Raw genomic sequence first — 25,162 nt, forward strand, 5'->3', positions numbered from 1 at the left:
GCATCAGATGGCGCCTCCCACGGCGCGTTCCAGGAGCGCGAGTGACATGGAGAGATCGAACTGGGCCTGGGCATAGTCTAACAAAATCTGACGCTGCACCCGTTGGGCGTCGAGTACTTCGATGAGGCTCGATGCCCCTTGCTGGAAGCTGAACTTCGCGATTCGTAGCGCTTCATCGGCTTGTTTCAAGAGCCCCTTTTCATAGACCTCGATCATATCCGCAGTCGTTTTCGCATCCTGGAAATGCTGGCTGACGTTCCGGATCAGTTCATTTCGCGCACGAAGAAATTCAGCTTCGCCTTTCCGTTTACTTCCGAAGGCCGAGATGATTTCGCCCTGTCGCCGATCCCACACGGGAGTGGGGAATGTGACGCCGCCGGTGAAGGCTTCCCGACCGATTTCCCGCCAGTAGCTGCCTCCGATCGTGATATTGGGGACACGGGCCTGTCGTTCGAATTCCAGGCTATGGTCGGCCTGTTCGACCGACTTGCGCAGGCGCACGATCGTCGGATGTTGGGTGAGTGCGCGTTCGGTCAGAATGTCGATGCCGAATCCCGGGCCCACACGGTGCAGTTGCCCGTCGATGGCGTATGTGGGACCGAGTGAACCGGCCGTGAGGGTGTCGAGCATCACCCGATTGACCCGCACTCGATTGGCCGCTCTGGTCAGTGACTGATTGGCTTTCAATACTTCCACTCCGGAGCGGATCGCTTCGAACTGCGGACTTTCCCCAAGGCGTACCCTGGTCCGTACCGCCTTATCGACATCCTCCACGGTGGCCAGATTCTGCTGTGCGAGGACCAGCGCGCGTTGCGCCAGGAGAAGGTCGTAAAAGGCGACCTTGACGTCGGCGACCAAATTGAGCTGGGTTTCCGCCAGTCCGGCTGAGGCGGCGGCGACGCCGGCCTCACTGGCACGCTGGCGGGCCGCGCGCTTTGATGGCCACTCGATCGGTTGTCCGACGCTCAGATTGAATTCCGTCACCCGCTCGCGCACCGACGGATCGAAGAGCCCGAGGTCGCGCATTCTGCCGACGCCGCTGTTGGCGCTGACCGAAGGGTTAAGGTAGGTGTACGCGGCGACCTGCTGTCCACGGTTCTGGTCGATGGTGCCCTCCGCGCTGGCAACCGTCGGATTACGCGTCAACGCGAAATCCAGCACTGCCTCCAGCGAATAGACCGGATCGGACGATCCCGGGGGCGGCGCGCTCGCCCGGTCGCCGGCACGGCTGGCAGCCGGACTCAAGAGCATGACGAATAGACACGCAAGGAGCCCGAAGGCGTCGATTCTCGCGTTGAGTCCGAGCGCCGGCTCCGGTCGTCCGTCCCATGGCGTGGATCGTTGAGGAAGGGAGACCGCGCTGAGTGGTGGCCCACATACCCGACGGTCTCCGGCCTTTGATTGCTGCTGCGGCGCCTGAATCGGTCCGCGTCGATCTGCGTAGTTCATCGTCGCACGTCCTCCCTCCGCAGAACTGCCCCCGTCACTAAACGGTGCGTCACAACTTCGCGATGTCCGTTGTCCTGCTTCAGACAACGTAGCACCTTCCCGGAGCGAAGTCGATCAAACGCGCAGGAGCGTGGGTCGCGAGGTACAGTGGGGAGAAGGCAGGAATGGATGCCAGGCCGGTGGTTCCAGCGAGCGTACAGACTGTGTGGTGTAGGAGGGGTCTCCCAATGACTTGCGATGAAGCGAGTCCAGCCCTGTGCGGTTCGATGGAGTCGGCCTGGCGAGCAGGTCGAATATCTGGTCCGATGCATCTGGTTGAGAACATTCCTCTGTAACCGATCCACTGTCGCTTTCGGATCAGCAATGGACGGGGTCTTCGTAATGACCGGCCGACAACGCGGTTGCGGCTCACCTGCGCGAAGCAGCACCCGGTCGTATCAGGTATGGATCTGTTATGCGTCGTAGAGATGTTCTTGTGTGAGTCGACGATACAAGGTGGCGCACTGGGGGCAATACCCTTCGGACAAGCTCGGGCCATGCGATGTCACATCGTGGTTGTCCATGAACGTCTGCAGGTCTGACCATACCGCACAGGAGCTTCCTTCGGTCCCGTTATCCCGCACTCGCCAGCAAACCTGGCATTGTGTGGCTGCGGAGTCCATCGCCCAGACCTCCTTCGACCGTACCGAGCCAGCATGACGGACAGGCATGGGGAACGGCGAAACATATGCACGCAGGGTAACGAACGTGAAGAGGAGAGACAACTAGGCGATATCCTAGGTCGGAGGTGAAATGTCCCGAGGCCGATTTTAGCGATGAATCCGAGCCGGCTGGAATCGAGGCTGACCTCAGTTGAGCGACGAGCCCGGATTATTCATGAATGCCGTCGCGAGGCGCTGGAGACCGACGCAGGCGTACGTGCAGTCCGTCGAGGAGGTCGAACGAGAACGGCCCCGCCGGGCGGGAGGATCGGCCGACGGAGCAGGTATTCATAAATAGTCCTGGTTAGGCCGATGTCAGCCCGTGCGCAAGCGCGTACTTCGTCAGTTCTGCGGTGGTGCGAAGGTTGAGATGAAAGATGATCTGGGCTTTGTGAAACTCGACGGTTTTCGGTGAGATATTCAGCAGCGAGGCGATTTCCTTGATGGTGCGTCCCTCGGCAATGAGCTGCAGCACTTCCCGCTGGCGCGGCGTCAGTTCCTGTCGTTGTGCAAACAGGCCGGCCTGCCCTGCGGAGAGGGTCGTGACCAGATCCTTGGTCAGCAGGGAGGTGACGAAATACTGTCCCTTCATGACGGAGTCGATGGCTTGCTCCAGTTCTCTGGCCGCGGATCGTTTGAGCAGGTAGGCTGATGCCCCGGCCTTGAAGGCCTCGCTCACATAGGCCGGGTCCGCATGCATGGTGACGAAGATGAGTTTCACGTCGGGCAGCAGCTTCTTTAATTGGCGCGCGGCATCGACTCCATTTAATAACGGCATGGAGATATCCAGCAGAATCAAGTCGGGGCGCAGCCGCGTGGCCGCGTCGAGGAGCGCGCGGCCGTCTTCGACCGCCCCCACGACCTCACAACGTTGTTCCACGATTCGCCGGAATCCTTCCAGTACCAGTGTATGGTCGTCGGCCAGCAACACTCGAGGGGGCGTGGTCATACGGGAACCTCCGCGTGCGGTACTTTGATGTAGAGGCGTGTGCCCTGGTGAGGGATCGAATCGATGGTGACGGTGCCGCGGACCAGACGGAGGCGCTCTGCCATGCTGATCAGGCCGAGACCGCGATGGCTGTTCGCCAGTTGCTGCGTGTCAAAACCGACTCCGTCATCCTGCACGGTGAGCGTGATGGCATCGGCCGTCGAGGCGAGGGAAACGATCACCTTATTCGCCCTCGCATGTTTCATCACATTCGCCAGACTCTCCTGGGCGATGCGGTAGAGACAGGTAGCAACGGTTTGCGGCACGGCCGGTAGCGGGGGCGACGCTTCGAATGAGGCCTGAAGGTTCGCGCGTGCCGCGCATTCATCGACCAGGCGCTGTAAGGCGACGGTCAGGCCCAGGTCGTCCAGGATGGACGGATGAAACTGATAGGCCAGATGGCGCACGTCGTCCGAGAGCTCAGTGAGTCGATCCTGGATCGAGCGCAGCTCTTTGCTGCAGTCGCTCGCCGAATGGGGGAGGTTGCTCTCCAGGGACTCGGCTTGGACGATCAGCATGGCCAGCCGCTGGTTGATGTCGTCATGGAGATCCCGGGAGATACGGCGGCGTTCCTCCTCCTGGGCGGTGAGCAGTCGGGCAGCCAGGTCCCGCAATTCCTGCCGGCTGGTGGCGAGATCGTGTTCGCTGGCGCGCAGGGACTCCTCCGTCTCGACGTGTTCAGAGATTTCACGCAACAGGGTGTGGTTCACGTCGGCCAATTCCCTGGTGCGGGCGGCGACGCGCGCTTCAAGTTCGTCCTTCGCCTGACGGAGTCGAATCTCCGCATGATGCCGTTGTCGCAGCAGCACGGCCGAGATCCAGACGACGACGAGACCGAGGGAGGCATTGGTGACTCCCACCCACAGCGGAATGCTGTTCAGGCGAGGGCCTCCCACGGCTCCCATAATGAGCAGCCCGGTGGCGCCTGCGGCGGTGAGCAGCGGAAGTTGCGGATTCGGAGAGAATGAGGCAAGCAACACAATTCCGGCGTAGAGTGCGCCGATGGCGACCCCGAGCGGCATGAACAGATCGAGCGCAAAGAGGCCGCAGGTCAATCCGACGATGCCTGGAAGAATCCAGCTCTTATGCTTGCCGGCCATCGCCTGCCTGATTCATGTGTCCATTATCCGTTCCCGAGTGACGCGGTTCAACCCCGGAATGCACTCCCTGCCGCCTGCATGCTCAGTCCTGTTCCATTTGCTTCTTGAGGCGCCGATCCAGGGCGAACCGCGTCAATCCAAGATGTTTGGCGGCCAGGGTTTTGTTGTGATCCGAGAGGCGCACGACCTCCTCGATCAGGGCCGACTCGATATCGGCCAGCGTCTGTTGTCCCAGCACCATCTCAATGCGAAGGGAGGGGTGCTCGCCTTGCGCCATGGCCACGGCGATGTGCGGGGCCTGCTCGCGCAATTCGCGCGGGAGGCAGCCGGCGGTCAAGGTTTTGTCGTGGCAGAGAATCATGGCGCGTTCGATGATGTTCTGGAGTTCGCGAATATTGCCCGGATAGCTGTATCGCTGCAGGAGTTCTTGCGCCTCGGGTTCGATGTCGAGGACCTCCTTGCCGAACTCTTTGCCGAATCGCAGCATGGCCTGCATGGAAAGCGGGAGAATATCCTCCGTGCGGACGCGCAGGGGCGGGAGTTCGAAGGTCACCACGTTCAGGCGAAAGAAGAGATCTTCCCGGAAGCTGCCGCGCGCCGTGTCCTTCTTGAGGTCGCGATTGGTGGCGGTCATCAAGCGGAAGTCTACGGAGAGGTCTTCCGTGCCGCCCACGCGCCTGAAGGTGCGTTCCTGCAGCACGCGGAGCAGCTTCGCTTGCATGGCCGGGTCCAGGTCGCCGATTTCGTCCAGAAACAACGTCCCGCCTTCGGCCTTCTCCAGCAACCCGCGTTTGCGCTGATGGGCGCCGGTGAAGGCGCCCCGCTCGTGTCCGAACAGCTCGCTTTCAAAGAGCTCCCTCGGAATGGCCGTGCAATTCACCGCGACGAAGGGGCCGGACGCGCGCGGGCTATTGCAATGGATGACCCGCGCGAGGAACTCCTTGCCGGTGCCCGTTTCGCCTTGGAGCAGCACGGTGGATTTGGCGTTCTCCGCTACATCCCGAACCTGGCCGAGCAGGAGCTGCATCGCCGGACTGCGCGCATCGATATTGGAGAGCGCGTACGCGCTGTTTTGGTCTTCAAGCGAAAATTCGACCCGGTGGCGCAGGGTGAGGAATTCGATCGCGCGATCGACGACAGGGTCGACACCGGAGAGGTCGACCGACTTGATCAGGAAATCGTAGGCGCCCAGCCGCATCGCTTCGACCGCATCTTCCACTGTGCCATAGGCCGTCAGCATGATGATCAGCGTCTGGGGCGCGATCGGGCGGAGCTGCCGGAGCGTTTCGACGCCTCCCATGCCGGGCATCTTCAAGTCCAGCAGGATGAGGTCCGGCGCATGTTGGGTGACGGCCCGGATCACATCCTCGCCTGATTCGAAGCCGGTCACGGTATGGTGGCGTCGCGAAAGGCGTTTGACGATGGCGGATCGAATGGCTGGTTCGTCATCCGTGACGTAAATCGTGGCCTGCATGCTGTTCCTCTTCCTGCATTCGTGGTGGCTGTTGTCGTAAGGGGGCCCAGACGCGCACGGTGGTGCCGCGTCCCACTTCACTGTCCAGGGCAATGTCTCCGCCGTGTGCCTCGAGAATGTTACGGCAGATGGCAAGTCCTAATCCTGTCCCCCGCGGTTTGCCGCTGGTGAAAAACGGTTCGAATACATGCGGGAGGTGGGTGGGGCTGATCCCGGTTCCCCGGTCTGCGACGGTGACTTCCAGTCCCGGTTCCACCCCTCGGGCCTGCTGAACCAGAGTGACGGTAATCGTCTTGCCGGAGGGGCTGGCTTCGATCGCGTTCTGCAGGACGTTGAGCAGCACTTGTTTCAGCTGATCGCGATCGGCCTGAATGGTGTAGGGGGAGTCCGGCGACGCGAGACGGATCGTCACCTGTTTGCGCGTGAGCGGCTCATCCAAGACCTTCATGACCTCTTGCACCAGCTGTGCCATGTCGAAAGCGAACGCCACGATCTCACGGGGGCGGGCATAGTCGATGATCTGGTTCACGATCCGATCGAGGCGTTTGGTCTCCTGCAGAATGACGGCCAGATCGGGGCGGCGCGCATCGGTTGGATCGGTGTCGTCGAGTAGGAGAGACGTGGTCGAGCCGATGCCGACGAGCGGGTTTCTGATTTCGTGCGCGATGCCTGCGGCCACTTGCCCGAGTGTGGCCAGTCGCTCGGCCCGCCGCAGTCGCGATTGCATGAGGTCGAGCGCGGTGATGTCCACGTTGAACCCCTGGTACATGACGACCTCTCCGGAATGATCGCGAATCGGGATGCGCCGGCTCAAGACTTTCCTGATAGTGCCGTCCGGATGGAGAAACCGGAAGACCGTTTCATAGGGCTGTCCCTCCGCCACCGCCTGCGCGAATTCCTCGATAACCCGCTCCCGGTCCTCCGGGTGGATCGCGCGCCGGACCGCATCGGGGTCCTTCTCTTCGCGCGGGTCGAGTCCCGCGAGGAGGCTGTTGTATCGATTGCTGAACACGAGGGTCATTCCGCGGGTGGTAAAGATGCCGAAGGGGGCATGGTCGACGATACTGCGATACTTGGCCTCGGAACCGGCCAGGTCCTGGTTGAGCTGTCGCAGGTTGGCTTCCGACAGTTGTAGCGCTGCAATGTGAGAATGGATGGCCGAACTCATGGCGTGCATGACACGCGACAGATTTCCGATCTCATCCGTTCTTGTCATGACCGGAACCTGCGGAATCGGATTGCTGTCCGACGCCACCACCGCCCTGGCCAGGCGCTCCAGCGGCGTCGTGATGGAGTGGGCGATGAGGTGCAAGGCTGCCACCATGCAGATCAGCGCGAAGAGGCCGCCGCCGAGAATGGTCATGAGCATGGTGTCGCGATCCTGGGCGAGTTTCGCGAGTTTGGTATTCAGTGCCGTCTGGGCGAGATGTTCGAAGCGCCCCATGTCCTGGCGAATCTTCAACATCAACGTTCGCCCTTTGCCCTCCTCGATGTAGAGCCGCGCCTCGTCGGGATGCTCCGCCTTCACGGCATCGATCAAGGTTTCCTTTTCATCGATGAACTGCCGGACGAGTTGTTGGACGGAGGTGATCAACGCGCGTTGATCGTCATAGGCGGAGACCTGCGCTTCCAGCGTCCTGCCGATGTTCAGCACATGGTCCTGAGCGGTTCGATAGGGAAACAAGTAATGCTCCTGGCTCGTGAGCACGAAACCGCGAAACCCTGTTTCGAGGTCCACGACGAGCCGAAGGTACTCCGAGGCCAATCGCTGGGAGTAGTAAATGTCATTGAGTTGACCTTCGTCGTCGGAGAACGTCGTGACGGTGCGGTAGGTCAAGACGCTGAGAAGCAGCACGGTGAGTGCAGGGATCACCGACGCAAGAAAGAGCTTGCGGGCAATGGGCAGATTGCTGAGCAGGTCACTCAAGGGCGGTCTTCATCTCCGACAACATCGTAGTCTGTGCGCTTGTCTCTGTGCAACTTTGCCGCCTGATCCGCCCTGTCGGGACCAGCGCCTGTCGGGAGAAATCTCTGTGCCTTCAGCGGGTGCCGGTCCCCGCTCCGCATGCGGTTCTTATCGCGGGATGCGAAATGAGCGGTTTCGCACCGTGCGCCTGTGCGATCTCGCCCGTATTCATGAAGTTCCTCAAGGGGCGGATGATCCGGATCCGGTCCAGGCAGCGACGAACGATCTTCCCCATTTGTCTCAGAGCGGTACGGAGGGGTGAAAAACGCTAAGGCACGCGCCTTGCTCAACGTGTGACAGAAGGATCTCCGTGACCGTGCCACGCATCGCGCGACGAGTGATGGCCGGCGAACCGAAGAAGGAGGCTGCGATGGACTATGTGAAGCCATACGGCGTGGTGGACAGTATGCTGGCCGGCGGCGCGCTGAAGTTGAGTTTGCCGCCGCGTCAGTTGGTGCTTCGCGGCATGCTGGCCGGCGCCTATCTCGGGATCGGGACCAGCATGGCGGTGACGGTGGCGGTCGAAACCGGATACTGGATTCTCGGCAGTCTGCTCTTTCCCTTCGGATTGGCGCTGGCGATTCTGCTTGGTGCCGAGATCATCACGGGCAGTTTTGCACTGTTGCCCTGCGCTGCCGTCGCCGGCCAGAAGAATGCCGGTCTGCGGCAGGTCTGTGCGAACTGGGGCTGGGTCTTCCTGGGCAATCTGCTGGGCAGTACCCTGTACGCCGGCCTGTTTGCCATCGCTCTGACCACCGCCGGAGATGCGCAAATCAATGCGGTCGGGACCAAACTCATTGCGATCGCCGAAGCGAAAACCAACTATTACGCGTCACATGGCACGGCCGGGCTCCTCGCGGCGTTCACCAAAGGGATGCTCTGTAACTGGATGGTAAGCCTGGCGGTGGTGGCGGCGTTCATGTCGACGTCATTCTCCGGGAAAATCCTCGCGATCTGGGGGCCGACCTTGTTGTTCTTTTCGCAAGGATTCGAGCATGCGGTCGTGAACATGTTTCTCATGCCCGTCGGCATGTTGCTGGGGGCCAATGTCAGTGTGTCGACCTGGTGGCTCTGGAATCAGATCCCGGTGACCGTAGGGAATCTGGTCGGGGGCATGCTGTTTACGGGATTGGCGATCTATGGGGCGCACCATACGAGTGCGCCGGCCGCGACCCCATCCGTTCCCGCAACGATGCCGGCTCAACCGGGGACTGCCCGGGCCGATCAGCCGGGCTATTCTCCTTCGTATTAAGTCATGGAGTGCGGCGATGGCGGTTGTCTATCTCAGGCGATTGCATGGATGGCGCTTCGTGCTGTTCAACGCCGTGCTCGGCCTGTCGCACATCGTCGTGTTGTTCAACGCCGGTTCCTACATTGCCCTGCTGCCGCATGTGTCGGGCGATCTGGGTGGCGTGTTACCGAGTTTTCTCACCTGGGCGCAAACCGACTTCATGGTCGGGTTGGCCCTGGGCTTTCCCCTTGCGCGATACCTCTCGGGACGTATCGGCGATTACCGCCTGCTGATCGGGGCCTTTATGGTGTACAGCGTGGCGTCGTATTTGTGCGGTGATAGCCAGACGCTCGCGCAATTCGTTCCCGCTCGCATTGTGCAAGGGATTGCCGGTGGCATCACGCTGCCGATCGCCCAGTCCATGCTGCTCAACGAGTATCCCAAGCGATTGAAGGCGGTCGCCTTGACCGTCTGGGGCCTGTTCAGCATTACGCCCTTCACCATCGGGATGCCGGTGGGGGGGTATATCGCGTACATGCTCGGGTGGCGTTTTCTGTTCTACCTGGATTTCGTGCTGACACTCGTGATTGTCGGCACGCTGGCCGCCCTGTTGTACGGGCGAGGCTTTCGTCGCCGGTACGCGCGCTTCGACCTGGTCGGGTTTGTGCTGCTGGCGGTGTTGCTCCTGGGGCTTCAGACGTTGCTCAACATGGGCAACGATTTCGATTGGCTGGATTCGCCGTTCCTCCAGGCCATCGCGGTGGTGCTGCTCGTGGCGTTTCCCTGTTTCGTCATCTGGGAACTCGGGGAGCGACATCCGACCCTGGATCTTCGATTGTTCATGCACCGCAATTTTGTGATCGGCGTCATCAGCCTGACGCTCGGGTTCTTCTCGATCCAAGGGCTGCTGTCGCTGTTGATCGTGCAGATCCAACTCATTCTCGGTTATTCGTCCAAGCTGGCCGGGCTGGCCCTGTTGCCGCTGGTCTTGCTGGGGGCGCCTGCCATTGCGGTCATGCATATTCTCTGCAAGTACATCGATGCCCGCTGGTTGATCTGTCTGAACAGTCTGGGCTTTGCCTGGACCTTCTACTGGCTCGGCCTTTACGACGATCCCCATAGTTATGAGGAGCTCTTCTGGCCGATGCTGGTGGAGGGCATTTTTCTGGGATCGTTTTTTACGCCTGTGACAGTGTTGACCCTGCACGGCCTGTCCGGTCCGCTCATCATGCGCGCGGCCGAGGTCGCGAATCTCTTACGCGTGGCGGCGGGTGCCTTCGGGATCACGTTTCAAGGCATCGTGCTGTTCAGGCGTATCCATTTTCATCAACTGCATCTGGCCGATCACTTCGGCGGGCGCCAGTCGATCTCTTTCGATCCGATGGGGCAGTTGACGGCCAAACTCAGCGCGGCAGGATTGTCGCAGGCTCAGATCCAGGCCAAGCTTGGACTGCTGATCCGGCAGGAAGCGGCGATTCTTGGCCTGAACGACGCGTTTCTCGTTGCGAGTGTCTTGTTTGTGGGATTGGGCATTCTCGTGTGGTTCGCTCATCCGACCCACTTACCGGTGGCGCCGGCTCCGGCCGATGAGTTGCGGGAGATGCGCGCTGAGGAAATGATGGAGGAGGTGCCATGATTTTGCCTGTCACAATGAGGCGCCGATTGAAGATCGTCCTCGGGATCGGCTGCGCGCTTTTCTTCGGCGGTTGTGCCTGGATCCCGAAAGGGGATCAACCGGCGCAATATCTCGAGGCGCCTGAAATGACGGAGACGCTGGCGGAGGTCACGTCCCGGCTTCAGAATTGGCCGGAGGATCGCTGGTGGGAACAGTTCGGCAATCCGGAACTGAACGGGTTGATCGAGCAGTCGCTCAACGATAACCCCGGGTTAAAACATGCGGCGGCGCGGCTGCGGCAGGCCACTTCTCTCGTGAAGGTCGAAGGCGCCCGGCTCTTGCCGTTTCTCGAAGCGGACGCGTCGTTGACCTACGAGCGCATTTCACAACATGGCGTGTTTGCGGCCCTGAATCCGGAAGTAGCGGGCATCAAGATCATGTACGGGATTATCAATCCGTTGAGCTTCCGGTATGAGTTCGATTTTTGGGGAAAGAACCGGGCCATGCTGGAAGCCGCTCTGGGCCATGCTGCGGCCGAAGAAGCGGAAACGGCCGAAGTTCGGCTACGGCTGACCACCGGCATTGCCCGCGCCTATTTCCGCGGTCAGGCGCTTCAACAGCAGCTTACTATCGTCAAGACCATTGTCGGCATCCGCCGCGAGCTTAAGACGTTGGCGGAGACTCGGTTCCGGCTCGGGCTTGATAACGACCAGCCGGTCAAAATCGCGGTGGCCGACTATGAAGCCGCGTTCAAGCGCCAGGCGGCGATCCGCGATCAGTTGGATGTGCAGCGCCATTTACTGGCGCGATTAGTCGGCAAGGGGCCTGATGAGGGGGCCCATCTGTTCGCCAAGCCGAAAGTGATCGTTCCCAGTCAGATTGCGGCACCGGATCATCTGTCCCTGGGATTACTCGTCCATCGTCCCGATCTGGCGGCCGCCCTCTATCGCGCCCACGCCGCTTCGCGTTTGGTCAGGGTGGCGACGACGCAGTTCTATCCCACCATCGATCTGACGGGATTCGTGGGATTCAATGCACTGACATTGGCGAAGGGTACGGATAAGCTGGCCAATTTTCTTTTCAGCGGTCAAAGCTTCACCTATGGCTTGGCGCCAGGATTGCGCATGCCCTGGTTTGAAGGCGGCCGGCTCCGCGGTGAATTGGGTGCGCAACGGGCGGAATACGATGCGGCGGTGGAGCTCTACAACGACACCCTGCTGGAAGCGATGCGGGAAGTCGCCGACAGTTTGAGTGCCTGGCAAACCACGAACGAAATCATGGCCTCGCACAAACGGCTGGTGGCCTCGTTGGGTGATGACTGGCGTTTGGCGAAGGTGCGACTCGTGAATGGGCTCGATGATGATCGGGAGGTATTGAGACATCGTTATCCTGTCCTGGAGCAGGAGTATGCGCTCAGGGCGCTGGAGAGCGACCAACTGGTGGCGGCAGTCGATCTGATCGAATCCTTGGGCGGCGGGTATCACAATCCGGACATTGAAAAACGACCGAAACAGAATCCGAGCTAAATCCATGACAACCACAACTGCAGATATGTCTCAGCATCCGCAATCCGCTGGTGGCTCGCCGCCGGCCGGACCCTACCGCATCCATCCGAAGGCCATTCGTGCGCGACGGAATCGACGGCTACTAGTTGTGGCCGGTCTGGTCCTGGTCGCTACCGTCGCGTATCTGGTGCACTGGTATACGCACGACCGGTTTTGGGTACGAACAGATAACGCCTACGTCACAGGGAATCTAGTGCCGGTGGCGGCGCAGGCGTCCGGCATCGTGACGCAGGTGCTCGCCGAGGAAACGCAGTTCGTCAATCGGGGGGACTTGATGATCAAGTTGGATGAGCATCAAGCCTACGCTGCACTGGGGAGGGCCCGTGGCCGGTTGGGCGAGGAAGTCCGTCGTATCGCGTCGTTGTTTATCAATCGGAAGCAACTTGCGGAAAAACTGCGCTCGCGCCGGGCCCGGCTGGAGTTGGCCGAGCACGACATGGATCGGTATCAACGGGCCGCTCCGAGCGGCGCGATCTCCAAACAGATCCTGCAAAATACCGCGGACAAAATTGCGAGTTTGGACGCAGAGGTGCGGGAGACCCAGGCCGAGCTGGATTCTCTGGATGCGCAGATCGGGGGCACGACCGTCATGGCCCATCCGGCAGTAGATCTCGCCAAGCATCAGCTGATCGAAGCGCACCTGGAGTATACGCGCCAACAGATCCGGGCTCCCATTTCCGGATATGTTGCCAAGCGCAAAGCCCAGGTGGGAGATCGTGTTCAGCCCGGGGCGCTTCTCATGACCATCGTTCCGCTGGATCATCTGTGGGTCGAAGCGAATTTGCGTGAAACGGAACTGCAGCATGTCCGTCCCGGCCAGCCGGCCCTGGTGAACGTGAGCCTCTACGGATCGAAGCAAACGTTCCATGGCACGGTCGAGGGTCTGGTGCCGGGGAGCGGCAGCGCGTTCGCCCTGTTGCCTCCGGACAATTCGACCGGAAACTTCATTCACATCGTCGAGCGCGTCCCGGTGCGTATCGCCTTGCCCGCAGACGAACTGCGGGAACATCCGATTCGGCCGGGCCTGTCGACCGTGACCAGTATCAATATCACCGAGTCCGGGCAATCCGTGTGGACCTCCTTGGCGACCCCCTCCACGGCCGAATACGAGACCGATGTCTACGCGGACGAATTGCCTATGGCGGAGTCCCTGGCAAAAGAAGTGATCGCGACGAATTTGGTGGTCGGCGATCGTGGAGAGTCGATCGATTCCCTTCTCGACGAGGAGGAGGAGATTCAGCGGATAGTGCCACGAAAAGGCGATGCGCGCACGTCGCCTGAAGGACGGGTTCCGGTGGAGCGCGACCGGATGCGTACGCACCGTGATCCGGTGCCGAGTTCATTCATTCCGCGAAGAAGTCCCGATTTGGGCGCGACGACGGATCCTCTCACCCCCTCAATCGGTCCAGGCTCCGGGTCCTTGGGGCCCGAGGCAGGGCGCAGTCCCTCGCGACTCAGGTCAGGTTTTGAGATGGGTGAGGGCAGGCAGGTCTTGGGCACAGGACGTCATTAGTTTCCCTATCGGAACACCGGGAAGACAAGCCTTACCGAACCACGTGATCCGCTAGGTGGCCGCCGGCGCTACATTAAAGTTTGATGAAGATTCGACGAGCGACTGGAATCAGAAATGGGCCCAGCCTATGATGCCCATAGCGCACAAGCCACCACCGACCATCGAGGCCTGCTTGCAGTTCAGTGCTGTGCGTGCATGCGCCTTTCCTGACGACGTGTCGCTCCAGCGCACAGTGTCAGTGAGCCGTTCATAGAGGGTCTATGTTACGGGAAAAAGAAACGCGCCGTGCATAACGCGGCGCTCAACTATCGCACCCTGTTGTCCGTCACCAATGTGCTGAATTCTCAGCGCAACCGGCAGAGCCTGTTTCGCGCTGTCACGGATCAGTTGGCGAAAGTCGTCCGGTGGGAGCGAGCTGGAATCACGGTGTACGATTTGAAGTCGGATGCTTTTCGCTTTTATGCGGTGGAAACGAATCTGCCCAAGGTGGTGCTCAGAAGCGACGCGATGATCCCTCGCGCGCACAGCGCGGTGGGGTGGGTCTACGATCATCATCAGGTACACGTGCGGCCTCACCTTCAGCGAGAGCGACTGTTTATCGAGGATGAGAGTTATCTCCAGGAAGGACTTGGTCGCATGATCAACCTTCCTATGGTCGTCCAGGAAGCGTGTCTCGGTACTCTGAACATCGGCAGCGTCGAGGCGGGACATCCGGATCCGGCCGATGTGGATTTTCTCCAGCAGGTGGCCACGCAGATCGGCTTCGCCATCGCTCACGTCAACGCCTACGAAGAAATCAACCGTTTGAAAGAACAGTTGGCGCGGGAAAACGTGTACTTGGCGGAGGAGCTGAAGGCTAATCAGGATTTTGGCATCGTCGTAGGGCGAAGCCAGGCATTTGAGCAGGTGCTGACGCTCGCTCGGCAGGCGGCTCCGACGGGCGCCACGGTGATGGTGACAGGGGAGACCGGAACCGGCAAGGAGGTCCTGGCGCGCGCCATCCACGAGCGGAGCTTGCGGCGTGATCGGGCCTTTGTGCGGTTGAATTGTGCGGCGCTGCCATCGGGATTGATCGAAAGCGAGCTGTTCGGCCACGAGCGGGGCGCCTTTACGGGTGCCGAACATCAGCGGGTCGGCCGGTTCGAGCTTGCCGATGGCGGCACATTGTTTCTAGATGAGGTCGGCGAGATGCCGCTTGAGGCGCAGGCGAAGCTCTTGCGGGTACTCCAGGACGGTCTGGTCGATCGAGTCGGCGGTGCGAATGCCATTCCGGTGGATGTCCGGGTGATTGCCGCCACGAACGCCGATTTACACCGGGCGATTCAACAGGGGCGTTTCCGCAGCGATTTGTACTACCGCTTGAACGTGTTTCCCATCCATATGCCTCCGCTCAGAGAACGCCCGGAGGACATCCCTATCCTTGCCCGACATTTCCTGCGGGTTCATTCCCAGCGGCTGAAGCGACACTGTGAAGACTTCGATGGGCCGTCGATGGAGCGGTTGGTGCAATATGCCTGGCCGGGAAATGTGCGGGAGCTTGAGAACATCGTGGAACGTGCATTGATCCTGTGTCACGAGCGCCTGTTGCGTATCGATCCGGCGATGGTGAATGTACGTGTCCCGCCCGAAGCAGGTCCTCGCCGAACGCTGCATGACGAAGAGCGACACCATATTCTTCAAACGCTCACGCTGCTCGACTGGCGGATCGAAGGACCCGGCGGAGCTGCGGACCAGTTGGGGTTGGCCCCGAGCACGCTCCGCAGCCGGATGCAGAAATTGGCCATTCGCCGCCCCTCCCGCATGTAACCAGTTCCTCCGTGCCTCTCTCTCTGATCACGGTATGAATGTTCCAGCCCACGATTGATCGTGGTGGAATCGTGGTATCCCACCACGTGTCTTCGTGGCTGTTTTGTGCCGCCCGCGACCTTCATGAAATCTTCATTTCTGCCGTTCGATTTTTCAACGACATAGACATTCTGTCGGGATCCGTCCTCGTGGCATGTGAGGTGCACAAGGGGTCGTCGTGATTTTTTATTCTTTTCATCTTCTCACTGATGCGCGCGGTTCCTCGGGCAGAGAGCTGAGAATCGCTGCGCCGCCGCACGAGCGGCCGCTCGTGCGGCGGGAACACCACCGGCCTGGAAGGAGGGTTCATTTGCATTGGCCTGTTCCGGTCATGGGGGAAGTGTTGTGCGGACGCCATGAATCGTGGCGTCGGTAGCGTGTCCTGTCTTCTTATGAGGAGGTATTCATGATGCAGTTATCCCGCAGGCAGTTCTTGAAGGTCTCGGCGGGGACGGTCGCAGTGGCAGCTGTAGCCGACAAGGCTCTGGCGTTGACTGCGCTGCAACCGGTCGTCGAGGTCGACAATCCCTTGGGTGAGTATCCGGATCGATCGTGGGAGCGCGTCTACCACGATCAATATCGGTACGACTCATCCTTCACCTGGTGCTGCTCACCGAACGACACCCACGCCTGCCGCATTCGGGCGTTCGTCCGGAACGGTGTCGTGATGCGCGTGGAGCAGAACTATGACCACCAAACCTATGAAGATCTGTACGGCAACCGCGGCACGTTCGCGCATAACCCGCGCATGTGCTTGAAGGGCTTCACGTTCCACCGTCGTGTCTACGGTCCCTATCGTTTGAAGGGGCCGTTGATGCGGAAGGGCTGGAAACAGTGGATGGACGACGGCTCCCCTGAGCTGACGTCGGATGCGAAGCGGAAGTATAAGTTCGACAGCCGGTTCTTGGATGACATGGTCCGCGTGTCCTGGGATACGGCGTTTACCTATGTCGCCAAGGGGTTGATCGTCATCGGCACTCGCTACAGCGGTGAAGCCGGTGCCCGTCGCCTCCGCGAACAGGGCTATGCTCCGGAAATGATCGAGATGATGAAGGGGGCGGGCGTGCGGACGTTCAAGCACCGCGCCGGTATGCCGATCCTCGGCATGATGGGGAAACATGCCAATACCAGGTTCAACAACTGCGTGTTGCCCTTGTTGGATAGCTGGATCCGGAAGGTCAATCCCGATCAGGCGCAAGGCGGCCGCTACTGGAACAACTACACTTGGCACGGCGATCAAGACCCGTCTCAACCCTGGTGGAACGGCACGCAGAATTGCGACGTCGATTTGTCCGACATGCGCTTCACCAAGCTGAATACCAGTTGGGGGAAAAACTTCGTCGAAAACAAGATGCCGGAAGCGCATTGGAAATTGGAGAGCATGGAGCGGGGGGCTCGCCTCGTCGTCATCACTCCTGAGTATAACCCCACTGCGAGCCGCGCGGACTACTGGATTCCCGTGCGTCCTGAGACGGATGGCGCCTTGTTTCTCGGCGCCTCCAAAATCATTCTCGATGAAAACTACCAGGACATTGAGTTTATCAAGGGCTTTACGGACATGCCGTTGCTCGTGCGGACGGATACCCTCCAGTACTTGGATCCGCATGAAGTGCTGAGAGACTATCAGGTGCCGGATTTCACCAAGTCGTACTCCGGACGCGTGCAGGGATTGACCCAGGATCAGGTGCAGCGCCTCGGCGGCATGATGGTCTGGGACCTGGCCAAGGGGAAAGCCGTGCCCCTCCATCGTGAGCAAGTCGGCCTTCACCTGGCCCAGAGCGGCATCGACCCGGCCTTGACGGGCACCTATCGGGTCAAGTTGCTCAACGGGCGAGAAGTCGACGTCATGCCCATCTATCAATTGTATACGATTCACCTTCAGGACTATGACCTGGATACGGTACATCAGGTCAATCGCTCGCCGAAGGATCTCATTGTGCGGTGGGCGCGCGACTGTGGCACGGTGAAACCCGCGGCCATTCACAACGGTGAAGGCGTCTGCCACTATTTCCATATGACATCGATGGGACGAGCGGCGGCGTTGGTGATGATGCTGACGGGCAATATCGGAAAGTTCGGCACCGGTTGTCACACCTGGTCCGGTAACTACAAAGTCGGCATTTGGCAGGCGGCGCCCTGGTCCGGCGCAGGCGCGAGTGTCTATTTGGGCGAAGATCCCTGGAATTTAAATCTCAGGGACGATGTGCACGGCAAGGAAATCAAATATCGCAAATATTATTACGGTGAGGAGCCGGGGTATTGGAACCACGGCGACAATGCGCTGATCGTCAACACACCGAAGTACGGACGCAAGGTGTTTACCGGCAAGACCCACATGCCGAGCCCCAGCAAAGTCCGCTGGGTGGTGAACGTGAACATTCTCAACAACGCCAAGCACCACTATGACATGGTGAAAAACGTCGATCCGAACATCGAGATGCTGATCACGCAGGACATCGAGATGACTTCGGACGTGAACCATGCCGATGTGGCATTCGCCGTGAATTCCTGGATGGAGTTTACCTATCCCGAAATGACGGCCACCGTGTCGAATCCCTGGGTGCAGATCTGGAAGGGCGGCATCCGCCCCCTGTACGACACCAGGAACGATCTCGACTCCTTCGCGGGAGTCGCCGCGAAGCTGAAAGAGATCACCGGTGAACAGCGGATGGCGGATACGTATAAATTTGTGTATCACAATCGGGTGGATATTTACGTGCAGCGCATTCTTGATGCGTCGAGTACGTTCTTCGGGTACAGCGCCGATGTGATGTTGAAGTCGGAAAAAGGCTGGATGGTGATGTGTCGTACCTATCCGCGCCACCCGCTCTGGGAAGAGACCAACGAGTCCAAGCCGCACTGGACGCGATCGGGACGCTTGGAGACCTATCGTATCGAGCCGGAGGCGATCGAATACGGGGAAAACTTCATTTCACACCGGGAAGGCCCGGAGTGTACCCCATATATGCCGAACGCCATCATGACGACCAATCCCTATGTCCGGCCGGAGGATTATGGAATTCCCGTTACGGCGCAGCACCATGACGATAAGACGGTGCGGAATATCAAACTGCCGTGGTCGGAAATCAAGCAGCACGCGAACCCCTTGTGGGAGAAGGGGTACCAGTTCTACTGCGTCACGCCCAAGACCCGGCACCGGGTGCACAGCCAATGGTCGGTGAACGACTGGGTGCAAATTTACGAGTCGAACTTCGGCGATCCGTACCGCATGGATAAACGGACACCGGGTGTCGGCGAGCACCAGATCCACATCAACCCGCAGGCGGCGAAGGATCGCGGGATCAACGACGGTGACTATTGTTATGTGGACGGCAATCCCGTGGACCGGCCCTATCGCGGCTGGAAGCCGTCGGATCCGTTTTACAAGGTCGCGCGTTTGATGATCCGGGCGAAATACAATCCTTCATACCCGTATCATGTGACGATGGCGAAACACGCTCCCTATGTGTCCACGGCCAAGTCGGTGAAGGGGCATGAGACGCGGCCGGACGGACGCGCTATTGCGGTCGATACCGGGTATCAGTCCAACTTCCGGTACGGCGCGCAACAATCATTCACCAGGAGCTGGCTCATGCCGATGCACCAAACCGACTCCCTGCCGGGCAAGCAGGCGAATGCCTTGAAGTTCAAGTGGGGATTCGAAATCGATCACCACGCGGTCAACACGGTGCCGAAGGAGTGTTTGATCCGCATCACCAAGGCGGAAGACGGCGGTATCGGAGCCCGTGGTCCGTGGGAACCGGTCCGGACCGGCTTCACGCCGGGTCAGGAAAACGAGTTCATGATCAAGTGGCTCAAAGGCGAGCACATCAAGATCAAAGTGTAACCGCGTGAAACGTGAGAGGTGAGACGAGGGACGCGATCCCTCGGGCTCACCTCCCTTTTCCGTCTTTCGTTTACCGTTTCACGTCTAACNNTGTCAGTAATCATGCCAAATTGACCCCTGTCATCATGTGAAATGGACCCCTCCCCCACAACCAGGAGAGGACACCCATGGAGCTAGCAGAACCAGTGCGCACCCCACTACCTTCTTCTCGGGAGACGGCTCGAACGGAGGAGGATGGGATGCTGCGAGAAGACGGCGTGCGAGAGGTGCTGGCGCGACTACAGCGCGGCGAGCGTATCAAAGCCATTGCGCGGGATCTCGGCGTGGCCCGCAATACCGTGAAGCGGTGGCAACGGCTGGGGGGCTGGCGCCCGCGGCCGTCGGGACCCCGCCCCAGTCAGATCGATCCCTATCGGCTATTCGTGGAACGCCGCGGCCCCGAAGTGAATTGGAACGGCCGGGTGCTCCATCGGGAACTGCAGACGTTAGGATTCGCGGGGACCTACCAACAAGTGCAACGGGCGATTCAGCCGCTCCGCGTCGATCGCGCCTGGGCGACCGTGGCGACTGTGCGGTTTGAGACGACTCCGGGCCAGCAAGCCCAAGTGGATTTTGGCCAAACCCGTCTCTGGATTGGCGACCGGCTGGAAGTCATCCACATCTTTGTGTTCACCCTCGGGTACTCTCGCCGACTGTGGGCGTCGGCTTATCCGCATGAACGGCTCAGTGCGCTCCTCGATGGGCATGAGCGGGCCTTCCAGCATTTTGGCGGCGTGCCGTTGGAGTGTCTGTACGATAACCCCCGGACCCTGGTCCTGGGCCGGCGCGAGGGCCGCGTGCTCTGGCATCCGGTCTGGGAGGATTTTGCGCGGCGCTATGGGTTTACGCCGCGGGCCTGCCAGCCGTATCGGGCACAGACCAAGGGCAAAGTAGAAAGCGGCGTGAAATATGTGAAGCGCAATGCCCTCGCGGGCCGCCGGTTTGCGTCGTGGGACGCCTTGAACGCCTGGCTGCAGGAGTGGACGGTGACGGTCGCGGATCAGCGCGTCCATGGGACGACGCATGAGCGGCCGATCGAGCGGTTCGCCCGGGAGACGCTCACGCCGCTGGGCTCGCGGTCCCCCTATCACTATGAACGGGTGCGTCTGCGCCGCGTTCCGGCCGATGCGCTCGTCGCCATCGCGGCCGCCCGCTATTCTGTGCCGGTGGAGTATGTCGGCACGACCGTCCACGTGCAGGAGAGCAGTCGTCACTATGAAATCTTCCATGGCGGGGTCTGCATTGCGCGGCATGCCAAGTCCCCGCGCCATGCGGTGGTCGTGGATCGGGCGCACTATCGCGGGCTGCTGCGCGCGGGCGGACCCGCCCCCACGCCCCGGCCGCCCCAGTGGGATCCTGGGTATGGGGACCTCGGCGAGGTGATGGTCCGGGATCTGGCCCTCTATGCCGCCGTGGCCGAACCGGGCGGTGCCTCATGAGCACGCCCCAACTGGAGCGACTCCAGGCACACTGTCAGCGCCTGCGCCTCTATCAAGTTGCCGCCGAACTGCCGAGTTTACTGGAGCAGGCGGCCAAGGCGGAACGCTCCTATACCGACTTTTTAGAGGAGGTACTGCGGCGCGAGGTGCAGGCCAAGACCGACAAGCATCTGGCGATGCGGTTGGCGATGGCGCGGTTCCCGTTCCAGAAGACGCTGGAGACGTTCGACTTTAAGGTCCAGCCCTCCATTGATGTGAAACTGATCCGTGAACTCGGCACCGGGCGCTATCTGGAGCAGGGCGAGAATGCGTTGTTCCTCGGGCCGCCCGGCGTCGGCAAAACGCATCTGGCCGTGGCCCTGGGCATCGCGGCCTGTGAACAGGGCCACCGCGTCTTGTTTACGACCGCCATGGGGCTCCTCGCGACGCTCGGCAAAGCGCTCTCCGAAAACCGGCTGGAGGACCGGCTCAAGGTGCTGGCCCAGCCCCAGCTCTTGATCATTGATGAGATCGGGTATATCCCCATTGATCGGCAAGGCGCCAATCTGTTCTTCCAGCTCATCTCTCGGCGCTATGAGAAGGGCTCGATCCTGCTCACCAGCAATCAGAGCCTCGGCGCCTGGGGCGACGTGTTTGGCGATCCGGTGATCGCCACGGCGATTCTCGACCGGCTCCTCCACCATTCCATCACGATCAATATTAAAGGTGAGAGCTATCGATTGCGAGAGAAGCGGAAGGCGGGGCTCTTCAAGTCCCCTGTCGGTGCCGCGGCCCAGTCGGAGTCATAGCGCCATCACATGCAGATTCAACTCGGGGGAGGGGTCAATTTCACATCAGAATAAAAGGGTCAACTTCGGCTGATGATTGACACCCGAGTTCGATCCCGCGTGAGGGGACGAATAACACCCTCTCAGTAGCGCCTTCCTAGCGGGTGGTCACCTCGAGGAAGGTGTCTGTGCTTGAAGGAGGGAGACGGGGTTGAGGGGCACGTTCTGCCGCCTGATCAGATCCGGCCTGAATATGGTATCGTAGGAACAGATCTCTCGCGAAAAGTATGGTGAGAGGCGGGCCTGATGACTGGATACAAGTGTAGATGGAGAATGCATGAAGAAAAAGACGGCGCCGAAGAAGGCCGCCTCGCGTCCGGCGAAACGGATGACGTCAGTGACCAAAGAAACCAAGGCTCCCGGTCCGGTCCAGGATATCCAGGTACGGATTGCGGCACGGGCGCATGAACTGTATGAACAACGGGGTTGTTTGGATGGTTACCACCTGCATGACTGGCTGGAAGCAGAGCGGGAAATCCTGGGACACCCGGTGGTGAGGGATAAGTCCTCAGAGCGAATCTGACTAGCCCGCATTATTCATGAGCGCTTCTGCTGCAATCGCGGATTCGCAGCTACGACCGGCCTGTCGGCGGGCGGGCTCGCCGCTCGGTCGATCGACATCCTGTTCAAGGATGCCTTCCTCCCTCCCGGCTCCGCGCGCCCGTCTCGCTTTGCGACTCCGCAATTTCGCGACGAACCGTCATGAATAAGGCGGGCTAGATGCGTGAATAATCGGCTGCCGATGTTCGGATAGTCCGCGCCGCCCTTGAAGTCAAGGGTGGCGCCGTCCGATTAGTTCATCGTCTGTTCCAACTGATCGACCATTCCTGAAATCGCATCGAATCCGGATTGCCAGAAGGCGGGGGAGTTCATGTCGACTCCCACCTCCGCAAGGATCGCTTGCGGCGCCTTCGACCCGCCTGCTGCGAGTAGCTCCAGATATTTCGGCACGAACCCGCTGCCTTGTTCCTGATACATGCGATAGAGCGCCAGGACGAGCAGGTTCCCGAAACTATACGCATAACAATAAAACGGGCTGGCGTAGAGGTGAGGGATTGTGAGCCATTCCCATTGGAATTCCTGCGGCACCCGCAGGGACTTTCCGAATTGCTGCCGGAGCAGGGTCATGTAGGTGTGTGCCAGGTCGGTCGTCGTGGCGCCTTGGGCCACCATGTCATGGGCGGTTCGTTCGAAGGCGACAAAATAGGCTTGCCGCATGACCGTGGCATAGATGTCGTCCAGTTGGTTGACGAGCAAGCTCTGCTTGACGGATCGATTGGTTTCGGTGGCCATCAGGGCATCGGAGAGAATCCGTTCGCCGAAGACCGAGGCCGTTTCCGCCAGCGGCAACGTGGAGTGGAAGGTGAAGACATTGTGCTGCTCGGCCATCATTGCGTGGACGGCATGACCTAACTCATGCGCCATGGTGGCGATGTCACGCGCTTCACCGGTGAAATTCAACATGACGTAGGGTGTCAGGTTGGGGGTCACACTGTAACAATAGGCGCCGCCCATTTTCCCCGGCTTCGTGCGGGCATCGATGTGGCGATCGGCGAAGACGCGTTGCGCCAATTCGGCGAGGCGCGGCGAAAAGCCGTAGTAGGCGTCCAGCACCATCCGGACCGCATCCGCGTAGCGGTAGGTCTTTTGTTCGGCCCGGTGTGGCGCATAGATGTGGTAGCGGTTCATGATTTTGATCTTGCAAAGTCGCGCCTTCAATTTGAAATACCGTTGGAAGATCGGCGCATTCTTCATGCAGACGGAGAGGAGCGCATCCACGGCGCGATCCGGAATGTCGTTGCTGAGATTTCGCGACTCCAGCGGCGTCTTGAAGTGCCGCAGCTGAAGATTTTCCGCTTTCCAGTCGTTCGCCAGGGTTTTATAGATTTCCCCCAGGAGATCCTGCTGAGACTCATAAACGCGATACATCTCCCGATAGGCGGCTTCCCGGACGGCGGCTTTCGGGCTACGGAGGTAGGCCGTCAGGGCTTCGCGATTCATCGTTTTCTTTTTCCCGCCGATGCGCATCGTGAAGGTGAAGCCGTTCGTGACGACATCGTAGAGCTGGTGGACGGCGCTTTGTCCGGTGATGTTCTTGATGTTGATGATCTTCTCTTCCGGTTCCGAGAGCGTATGCGGCTTGAAACGGCGGATGGTCTCCAGGTGGTACCGGAAGTCGCCGCTGTTCGCCATGAGGCGCTCTGCATTCCGCTGATCCACACTCTGCCACCACAAATCGAAGAACAGCAGATGGTTTTGGAGGGCGGTGAGATGTTCTTCCACTTTGGTTTTGAAGGACCGGGCCTGGAGCTGTTTTGTATCTTCGGAGAACCACAAGTACGCGTAGGCTCCGAGCCGGCCCGAATCCCTTGCAAGCTGTTCCGAGAGGGTGAGGAGATTGAGGAACGCCTGTTCGGACATAGTGGCAGACAGCTCTGCGCGCGCCGATTCGAAGCGGGAGACTTTCGAGCTCAGGTCTTTCAGATAACGGTCGAACTGTTTCACCGGGTCGGTGACAAGGTCGGAGAGTTCCCAATGATCGGCAAACTCACGGGAGGCGGACGAACGACGTGATGACGTAGCAGCGGCAATCTTGCGCGAAACGGCCATGGTCGAGGCTCCTAGAAAGTAAATGATAGAAGGAATCATACCATCGTCGGAGGTCAAGGGCGTGGAGATTCTTCGAAGACACGCGTCTCCGGAGGCAGAGGCCCCGTTGACAGGTGCGGCTCGAATGTTACAATCCGCCGCAAGGTGAAGACATGACCGAACAGGAAATCAACCGCGCGATTCAATATGTGACAGCCGCCACATCGTACGGACGGGACACGGTGGCGGAGGTACTCCGGACCGGTTTGTCGGAACTAGCGCAATTGTCCACGCAGTCAACCTGCCGTTTTGAGCGGGAAGACCTCATGGGCTATCTCTGTCTCTGGACGATGAAACGCACCGGTCATCCGGAGCCGCTGGTGCGTGAAGTGCTCGATGGCGCGGGCCGCTGGCTGGATGAAGTGGCCACGACGGTGGCCCAGCGGCGCGAGGCGCAGGCGGATGGCGGGGATGACGATGAGCCAGGCGCAGCAACGGCGTAAGTGGCGTGTGGATGACGCCTGTCGTTCGTGACAGGTCCCTCGGTGGATCTGTCATCTCTTACGAAATACGTGTCACGAGAGACGCTTCACGGACTCCGCCAACTCCAAGCGACTGAGTGAGATTGGGGAGTGGTCGGTCAGGCGGGGAGTGCGCTCTTCAGCGCTTCCAGATTTTTCGTCACCATTGCATCGCCGTTCTTGGTAGACACCTCGATGCCCTGATCCGACACTTGCCGGCATTCTTCAACCCGATTCAGCTTCTGGAGCGATTGCGCCAGCGCATAATAAGCGGCGGAGTAGGTGGGCTTGACCGTGATGCACTGTCTCAAGGCCTTGGCGGCCTCTTCGAAATTGGCATCTTCCATATAGGCTTTCCCCAGTCCGAACCAGGCGACATCATCATCGGGTTCGAGGGCCAGCACTCGTTTCAGCGGTTCGATTCTCGGATTCGGCATTGGTTTCTCCAGGGTC

The 25,162-nt window shown here is 60.0% G+C and carries 17 protein-coding genes; 10 read left to right on the forward strand and 7 right to left on the reverse strand.

Features of this window, described 5'->3' with window-relative positions:
• Nucleotides 1–3: 3 nt before the first annotated feature.
• The 5 genes from NSND_RS18895 to NSND_RS18915 all read right to left on the reverse strand — a co-directional run bounded on the left by NSND_RS18895 (nt 4) and on the right by NSND_RS18915 (nt 7,639).
• The gene (locus NSND_RS18895) at nt 4–1,449 is read right to left on the reverse strand and encodes a TolC family protein (protein ID WP_080880467.1); all 1,446 of its coding nucleotides are present in this window, start codon (nt 1,447–1,449) and stop codon (nt 4–6) included.
• 1,005 nt (nt 1,450–2,454) lie between these two features.
• Nucleotides 2,455–3,099 carry a response regulator gene (locus NSND_RS18900; RefSeq protein WP_080880468.1) on the reverse strand — a complete coding sequence of 215 codons (645 nt, stop codon included), beginning with the start codon at nt 3,097–3,099 and terminating at the stop codon, nt 2,455–2,457.
• Nucleotides 3,096–4,238 carry a sensor histidine kinase gene (locus NSND_RS18905; protein ID WP_080880469.1) on the reverse strand — a complete coding sequence of 381 codons (1,143 nt, stop codon included), beginning with the start codon at nt 4,236–4,238 and terminating at the stop codon, nt 3,096–3,098. Before NSND_RS18905 ends, NSND_RS18900 begins: the two co-directional genes overlap by 4 nt.
• Before the next feature lie 82 nt (nt 4,239–4,320).
• Nucleotides 4,321–5,712 (reverse strand): sigma-54-dependent transcriptional regulator, encoded by a 1,392-nt coding sequence (locus NSND_RS18910; RefSeq protein ID WP_080880470.1) that lies wholly within the window; start codon nt 5,710–5,712, stop codon nt 4,321–4,323.
• Nucleotides 5,684–7,639, reverse strand: coding sequence for an ATP-binding protein (locus NSND_RS18915; protein WP_080880471.1), 1,956 nt, complete (start codon nt 7,637–7,639; stop codon nt 5,684–5,686). The genes NSND_RS18910 and NSND_RS18915 overlap by 29 nt, the downstream gene beginning before the upstream one ends.
• Nucleotides 7,640–7,988: 349 nt before the next feature.
• Between NSND_RS18915 and NSND_RS18920 the strand changes: the two genes are divergently transcribed.
• From NSND_RS18920 to NSND_RS18960, 9 genes are all read left to right on the forward strand, one after another.
• Nucleotides 7,989–8,930, forward strand: coding sequence for a formate/nitrite transporter family protein (locus tag NSND_RS18920; protein ID WP_235000313.1), 942 nt, complete (start codon nt 7,989–7,991; stop codon nt 8,928–8,930).
• Between the two features lie 16 nt (nt 8,931–8,946).
• Nucleotides 8,947–10,545, forward strand: coding sequence for a DHA2 family efflux MFS transporter permease subunit (locus NSND_RS18925; protein ID WP_080880472.1), 1,599 nt, complete (start codon nt 8,947–8,949; stop codon nt 10,543–10,545).
• On the forward strand, nt 10,542–12,050 hold the full coding sequence (locus NSND_RS18930; protein WP_080880473.1) for an efflux transporter outer membrane subunit: 1,509 nt from the start codon (nt 10,542–10,544) through the stop codon (nt 12,048–12,050). The genes NSND_RS18925 and NSND_RS18930 overlap by 4 nt, the downstream gene beginning before the upstream one ends.
• A 4-nt stretch (nt 12,051–12,054) precedes the next feature.
• Nucleotides 12,055–13,602 carry an HlyD/EmrA/EmrK family protein gene (locus NSND_RS18935; protein WP_200810561.1) on the forward strand — a complete coding sequence of 516 codons (1,548 nt, stop codon included), beginning with the start codon at nt 12,055–12,057 and terminating at the stop codon, nt 13,600–13,602.
• Between the two features lie 285 nt (nt 13,603–13,887).
• On the forward strand, nt 13,888–15,408 hold the full coding sequence (locus tag NSND_RS18940) for a sigma-54-dependent Fis family transcriptional regulator (RefSeq protein WP_080880475.1): 1,521 nt from the start codon (nt 13,888–13,890) through the stop codon (nt 15,406–15,408).
• A gap of 445 nt (nt 15,409–15,853) precedes the next feature.
• Entirely contained in the window at nt 15,854–19,294 is a 3,441-nt protein-coding gene (locus NSND_RS18945) for a molybdopterin-dependent oxidoreductase (RefSeq protein WP_080880476.1), read from the forward strand.
• Between the two features lie 239 nt (nt 19,295–19,533).
• The gene (gene istA, locus NSND_RS18950) at nt 19,534–20,772 is read left to right on the forward strand and encodes an IS21 family transposase (protein WP_159450537.1); all 1,239 of its coding nucleotides are present in this window, start codon (nt 19,534–19,536) and stop codon (nt 20,770–20,772) included.
• Nucleotides 20,769–21,560 (forward strand): IS21-like element helper ATPase IstB, encoded by a 792-nt coding sequence (gene istB / locus NSND_RS18955; RefSeq protein ID WP_080877024.1) that lies wholly within the window; start codon nt 20,769–20,771, stop codon nt 21,558–21,560. Before istA ends, istB begins: the two co-directional genes overlap by 4 nt.
• A 316-nt stretch (nt 21,561–21,876) precedes the next feature.
• Nucleotides 21,877–22,122: a DUF2934 domain-containing protein gene (locus tag NSND_RS18960; RefSeq protein WP_080880477.1), complete on the forward strand. Its 246-nt coding sequence runs from the start codon at nt 21,877–21,879 to the stop codon at nt 22,120–22,122.
• A 269-nt stretch (nt 22,123–22,391) separates the two neighbouring features.
• Here NSND_RS18960 and NSND_RS18965 read toward each other — a convergent pair whose 3' ends face one another.
• Nucleotides 22,392–24,209, reverse strand: coding sequence for a M3 family oligoendopeptidase (locus NSND_RS18965; protein WP_080880478.1), 1,818 nt, complete (start codon nt 24,207–24,209; stop codon nt 22,392–22,394).
• A 152-nt stretch (nt 24,210–24,361) separates the two neighbouring features.
• Here NSND_RS18965 and NSND_RS18970 point away from each other — a divergent pair, with 152 nt between their 5' ends.
• A complete protein-coding gene (locus NSND_RS18970; RefSeq protein ID WP_143833627.1) occupies nt 24,362–24,691 on the forward strand; it encodes a hypothetical protein in 330 nt (109 codons plus the stop codon).
• Between the two features lie 137 nt (nt 24,692–24,828).
• Here NSND_RS18970 and NSND_RS18975 read toward each other — a convergent pair whose 3' ends face one another.
• A complete protein-coding gene (locus NSND_RS18975) occupies nt 24,829–25,146 on the reverse strand; it encodes a tetratricopeptide repeat protein (protein ID WP_159450883.1) in 318 nt (105 codons plus the stop codon).
• Between the last annotated feature and the right edge of the window lie 16 nt (nt 25,147–25,162).

Origin of the sequence: Nitrospira sp. ND1 (assembly GCF_900170025.1) — a bacterium.
In the GTDB taxonomy this organism is placed as follows: domain Bacteria; phylum Nitrospirota; class Nitrospiria; order Nitrospirales; family Nitrospiraceae; genus Nitrospira_A.

What these genes read in the sequence shown, in the direction of transcription:
- NSND_RS18925 (WP_080880472.1), top strand. Translation starts at nt 8,947, where the DNA reads ATGGCGGTTGTCTATCTCAGGCGATTGCATGGATGGCGCTTCGTGCTG.
- NSND_RS18965 (WP_080880478.1), bottom strand. Translation starts at nt 24,209, where the DNA reads ATGGCCGTTTCGCGCAAGATTGCCGCTGCTACGTCATCACGTCGTTCG.
- NSND_RS18960 (WP_080880477.1), top strand. Translation starts at nt 21,877, where the DNA reads ATGAAGAAAAAGACGGCGCCGAAGAAGGCCGCCTCGCGTCCGGCGAAA.
- NSND_RS18905 (WP_080880469.1), bottom strand. Translation starts at nt 4,238, where the DNA reads ATGGCCGGCAAGCATAAGAGCTGGATTCTTCCAGGCATCGTCGGATTG.
- NSND_RS18930 (WP_080880473.1), top strand. Translation starts at nt 10,542, where the DNA reads ATGATTTTGCCTGTCACAATGAGGCGCCGATTGAAGATCGTCCTCGGG.
- NSND_RS18935 (WP_200810561.1), top strand. Translation starts at nt 12,055, where the DNA reads ATGACAACCACAACTGCAGATATGTCTCAGCATCCGCAATCCGCTGGT.
- istB (WP_080877024.1), top strand. Translation starts at nt 20,769, where the DNA reads ATGAGCACGCCCCAACTGGAGCGACTCCAGGCACACTGTCAGCGCCTG.
- istA (WP_159450537.1), top strand. Translation starts at nt 19,534, where the DNA reads ATGCTGCGAGAAGACGGCGTGCGAGAGGTGCTGGCGCGACTACAGCGC.
- NSND_RS18900 (WP_080880468.1), bottom strand. Translation starts at nt 3,099, where the DNA reads ATGACCACGCCCCCTCGAGTGTTGCTGGCCGACGACCATACACTGGTA.
- NSND_RS18945 (WP_080880476.1), top strand. Translation starts at nt 15,854, where the DNA reads ATGATGCAGTTATCCCGCAGGCAGTTCTTGAAGGTCTCGGCGGGGACG.
- NSND_RS18895 (WP_080880467.1), bottom strand. Translation starts at nt 1,449, where the DNA reads ATGAACTACGCAGATCGACGCGGACCGATTCAGGCGCCGCAGCAGCAA.
- NSND_RS18970 (WP_143833627.1), top strand. Translation starts at nt 24,362, where the DNA reads ATGACCGAACAGGAAATCAACCGCGCGATTCAATATGTGACAGCCGCC.
- NSND_RS18975 (WP_159450883.1), bottom strand. Translation starts at nt 25,146, where the DNA reads ATGCCGAATCCGAGAATCGAACCGCTGAAACGAGTGCTGGCCCTCGAA.
- NSND_RS18910 (WP_080880470.1), bottom strand. Translation starts at nt 5,712, where the DNA reads ATGCAGGCCACGATTTACGTCACGGATGACGAACCAGCCATTCGATCC.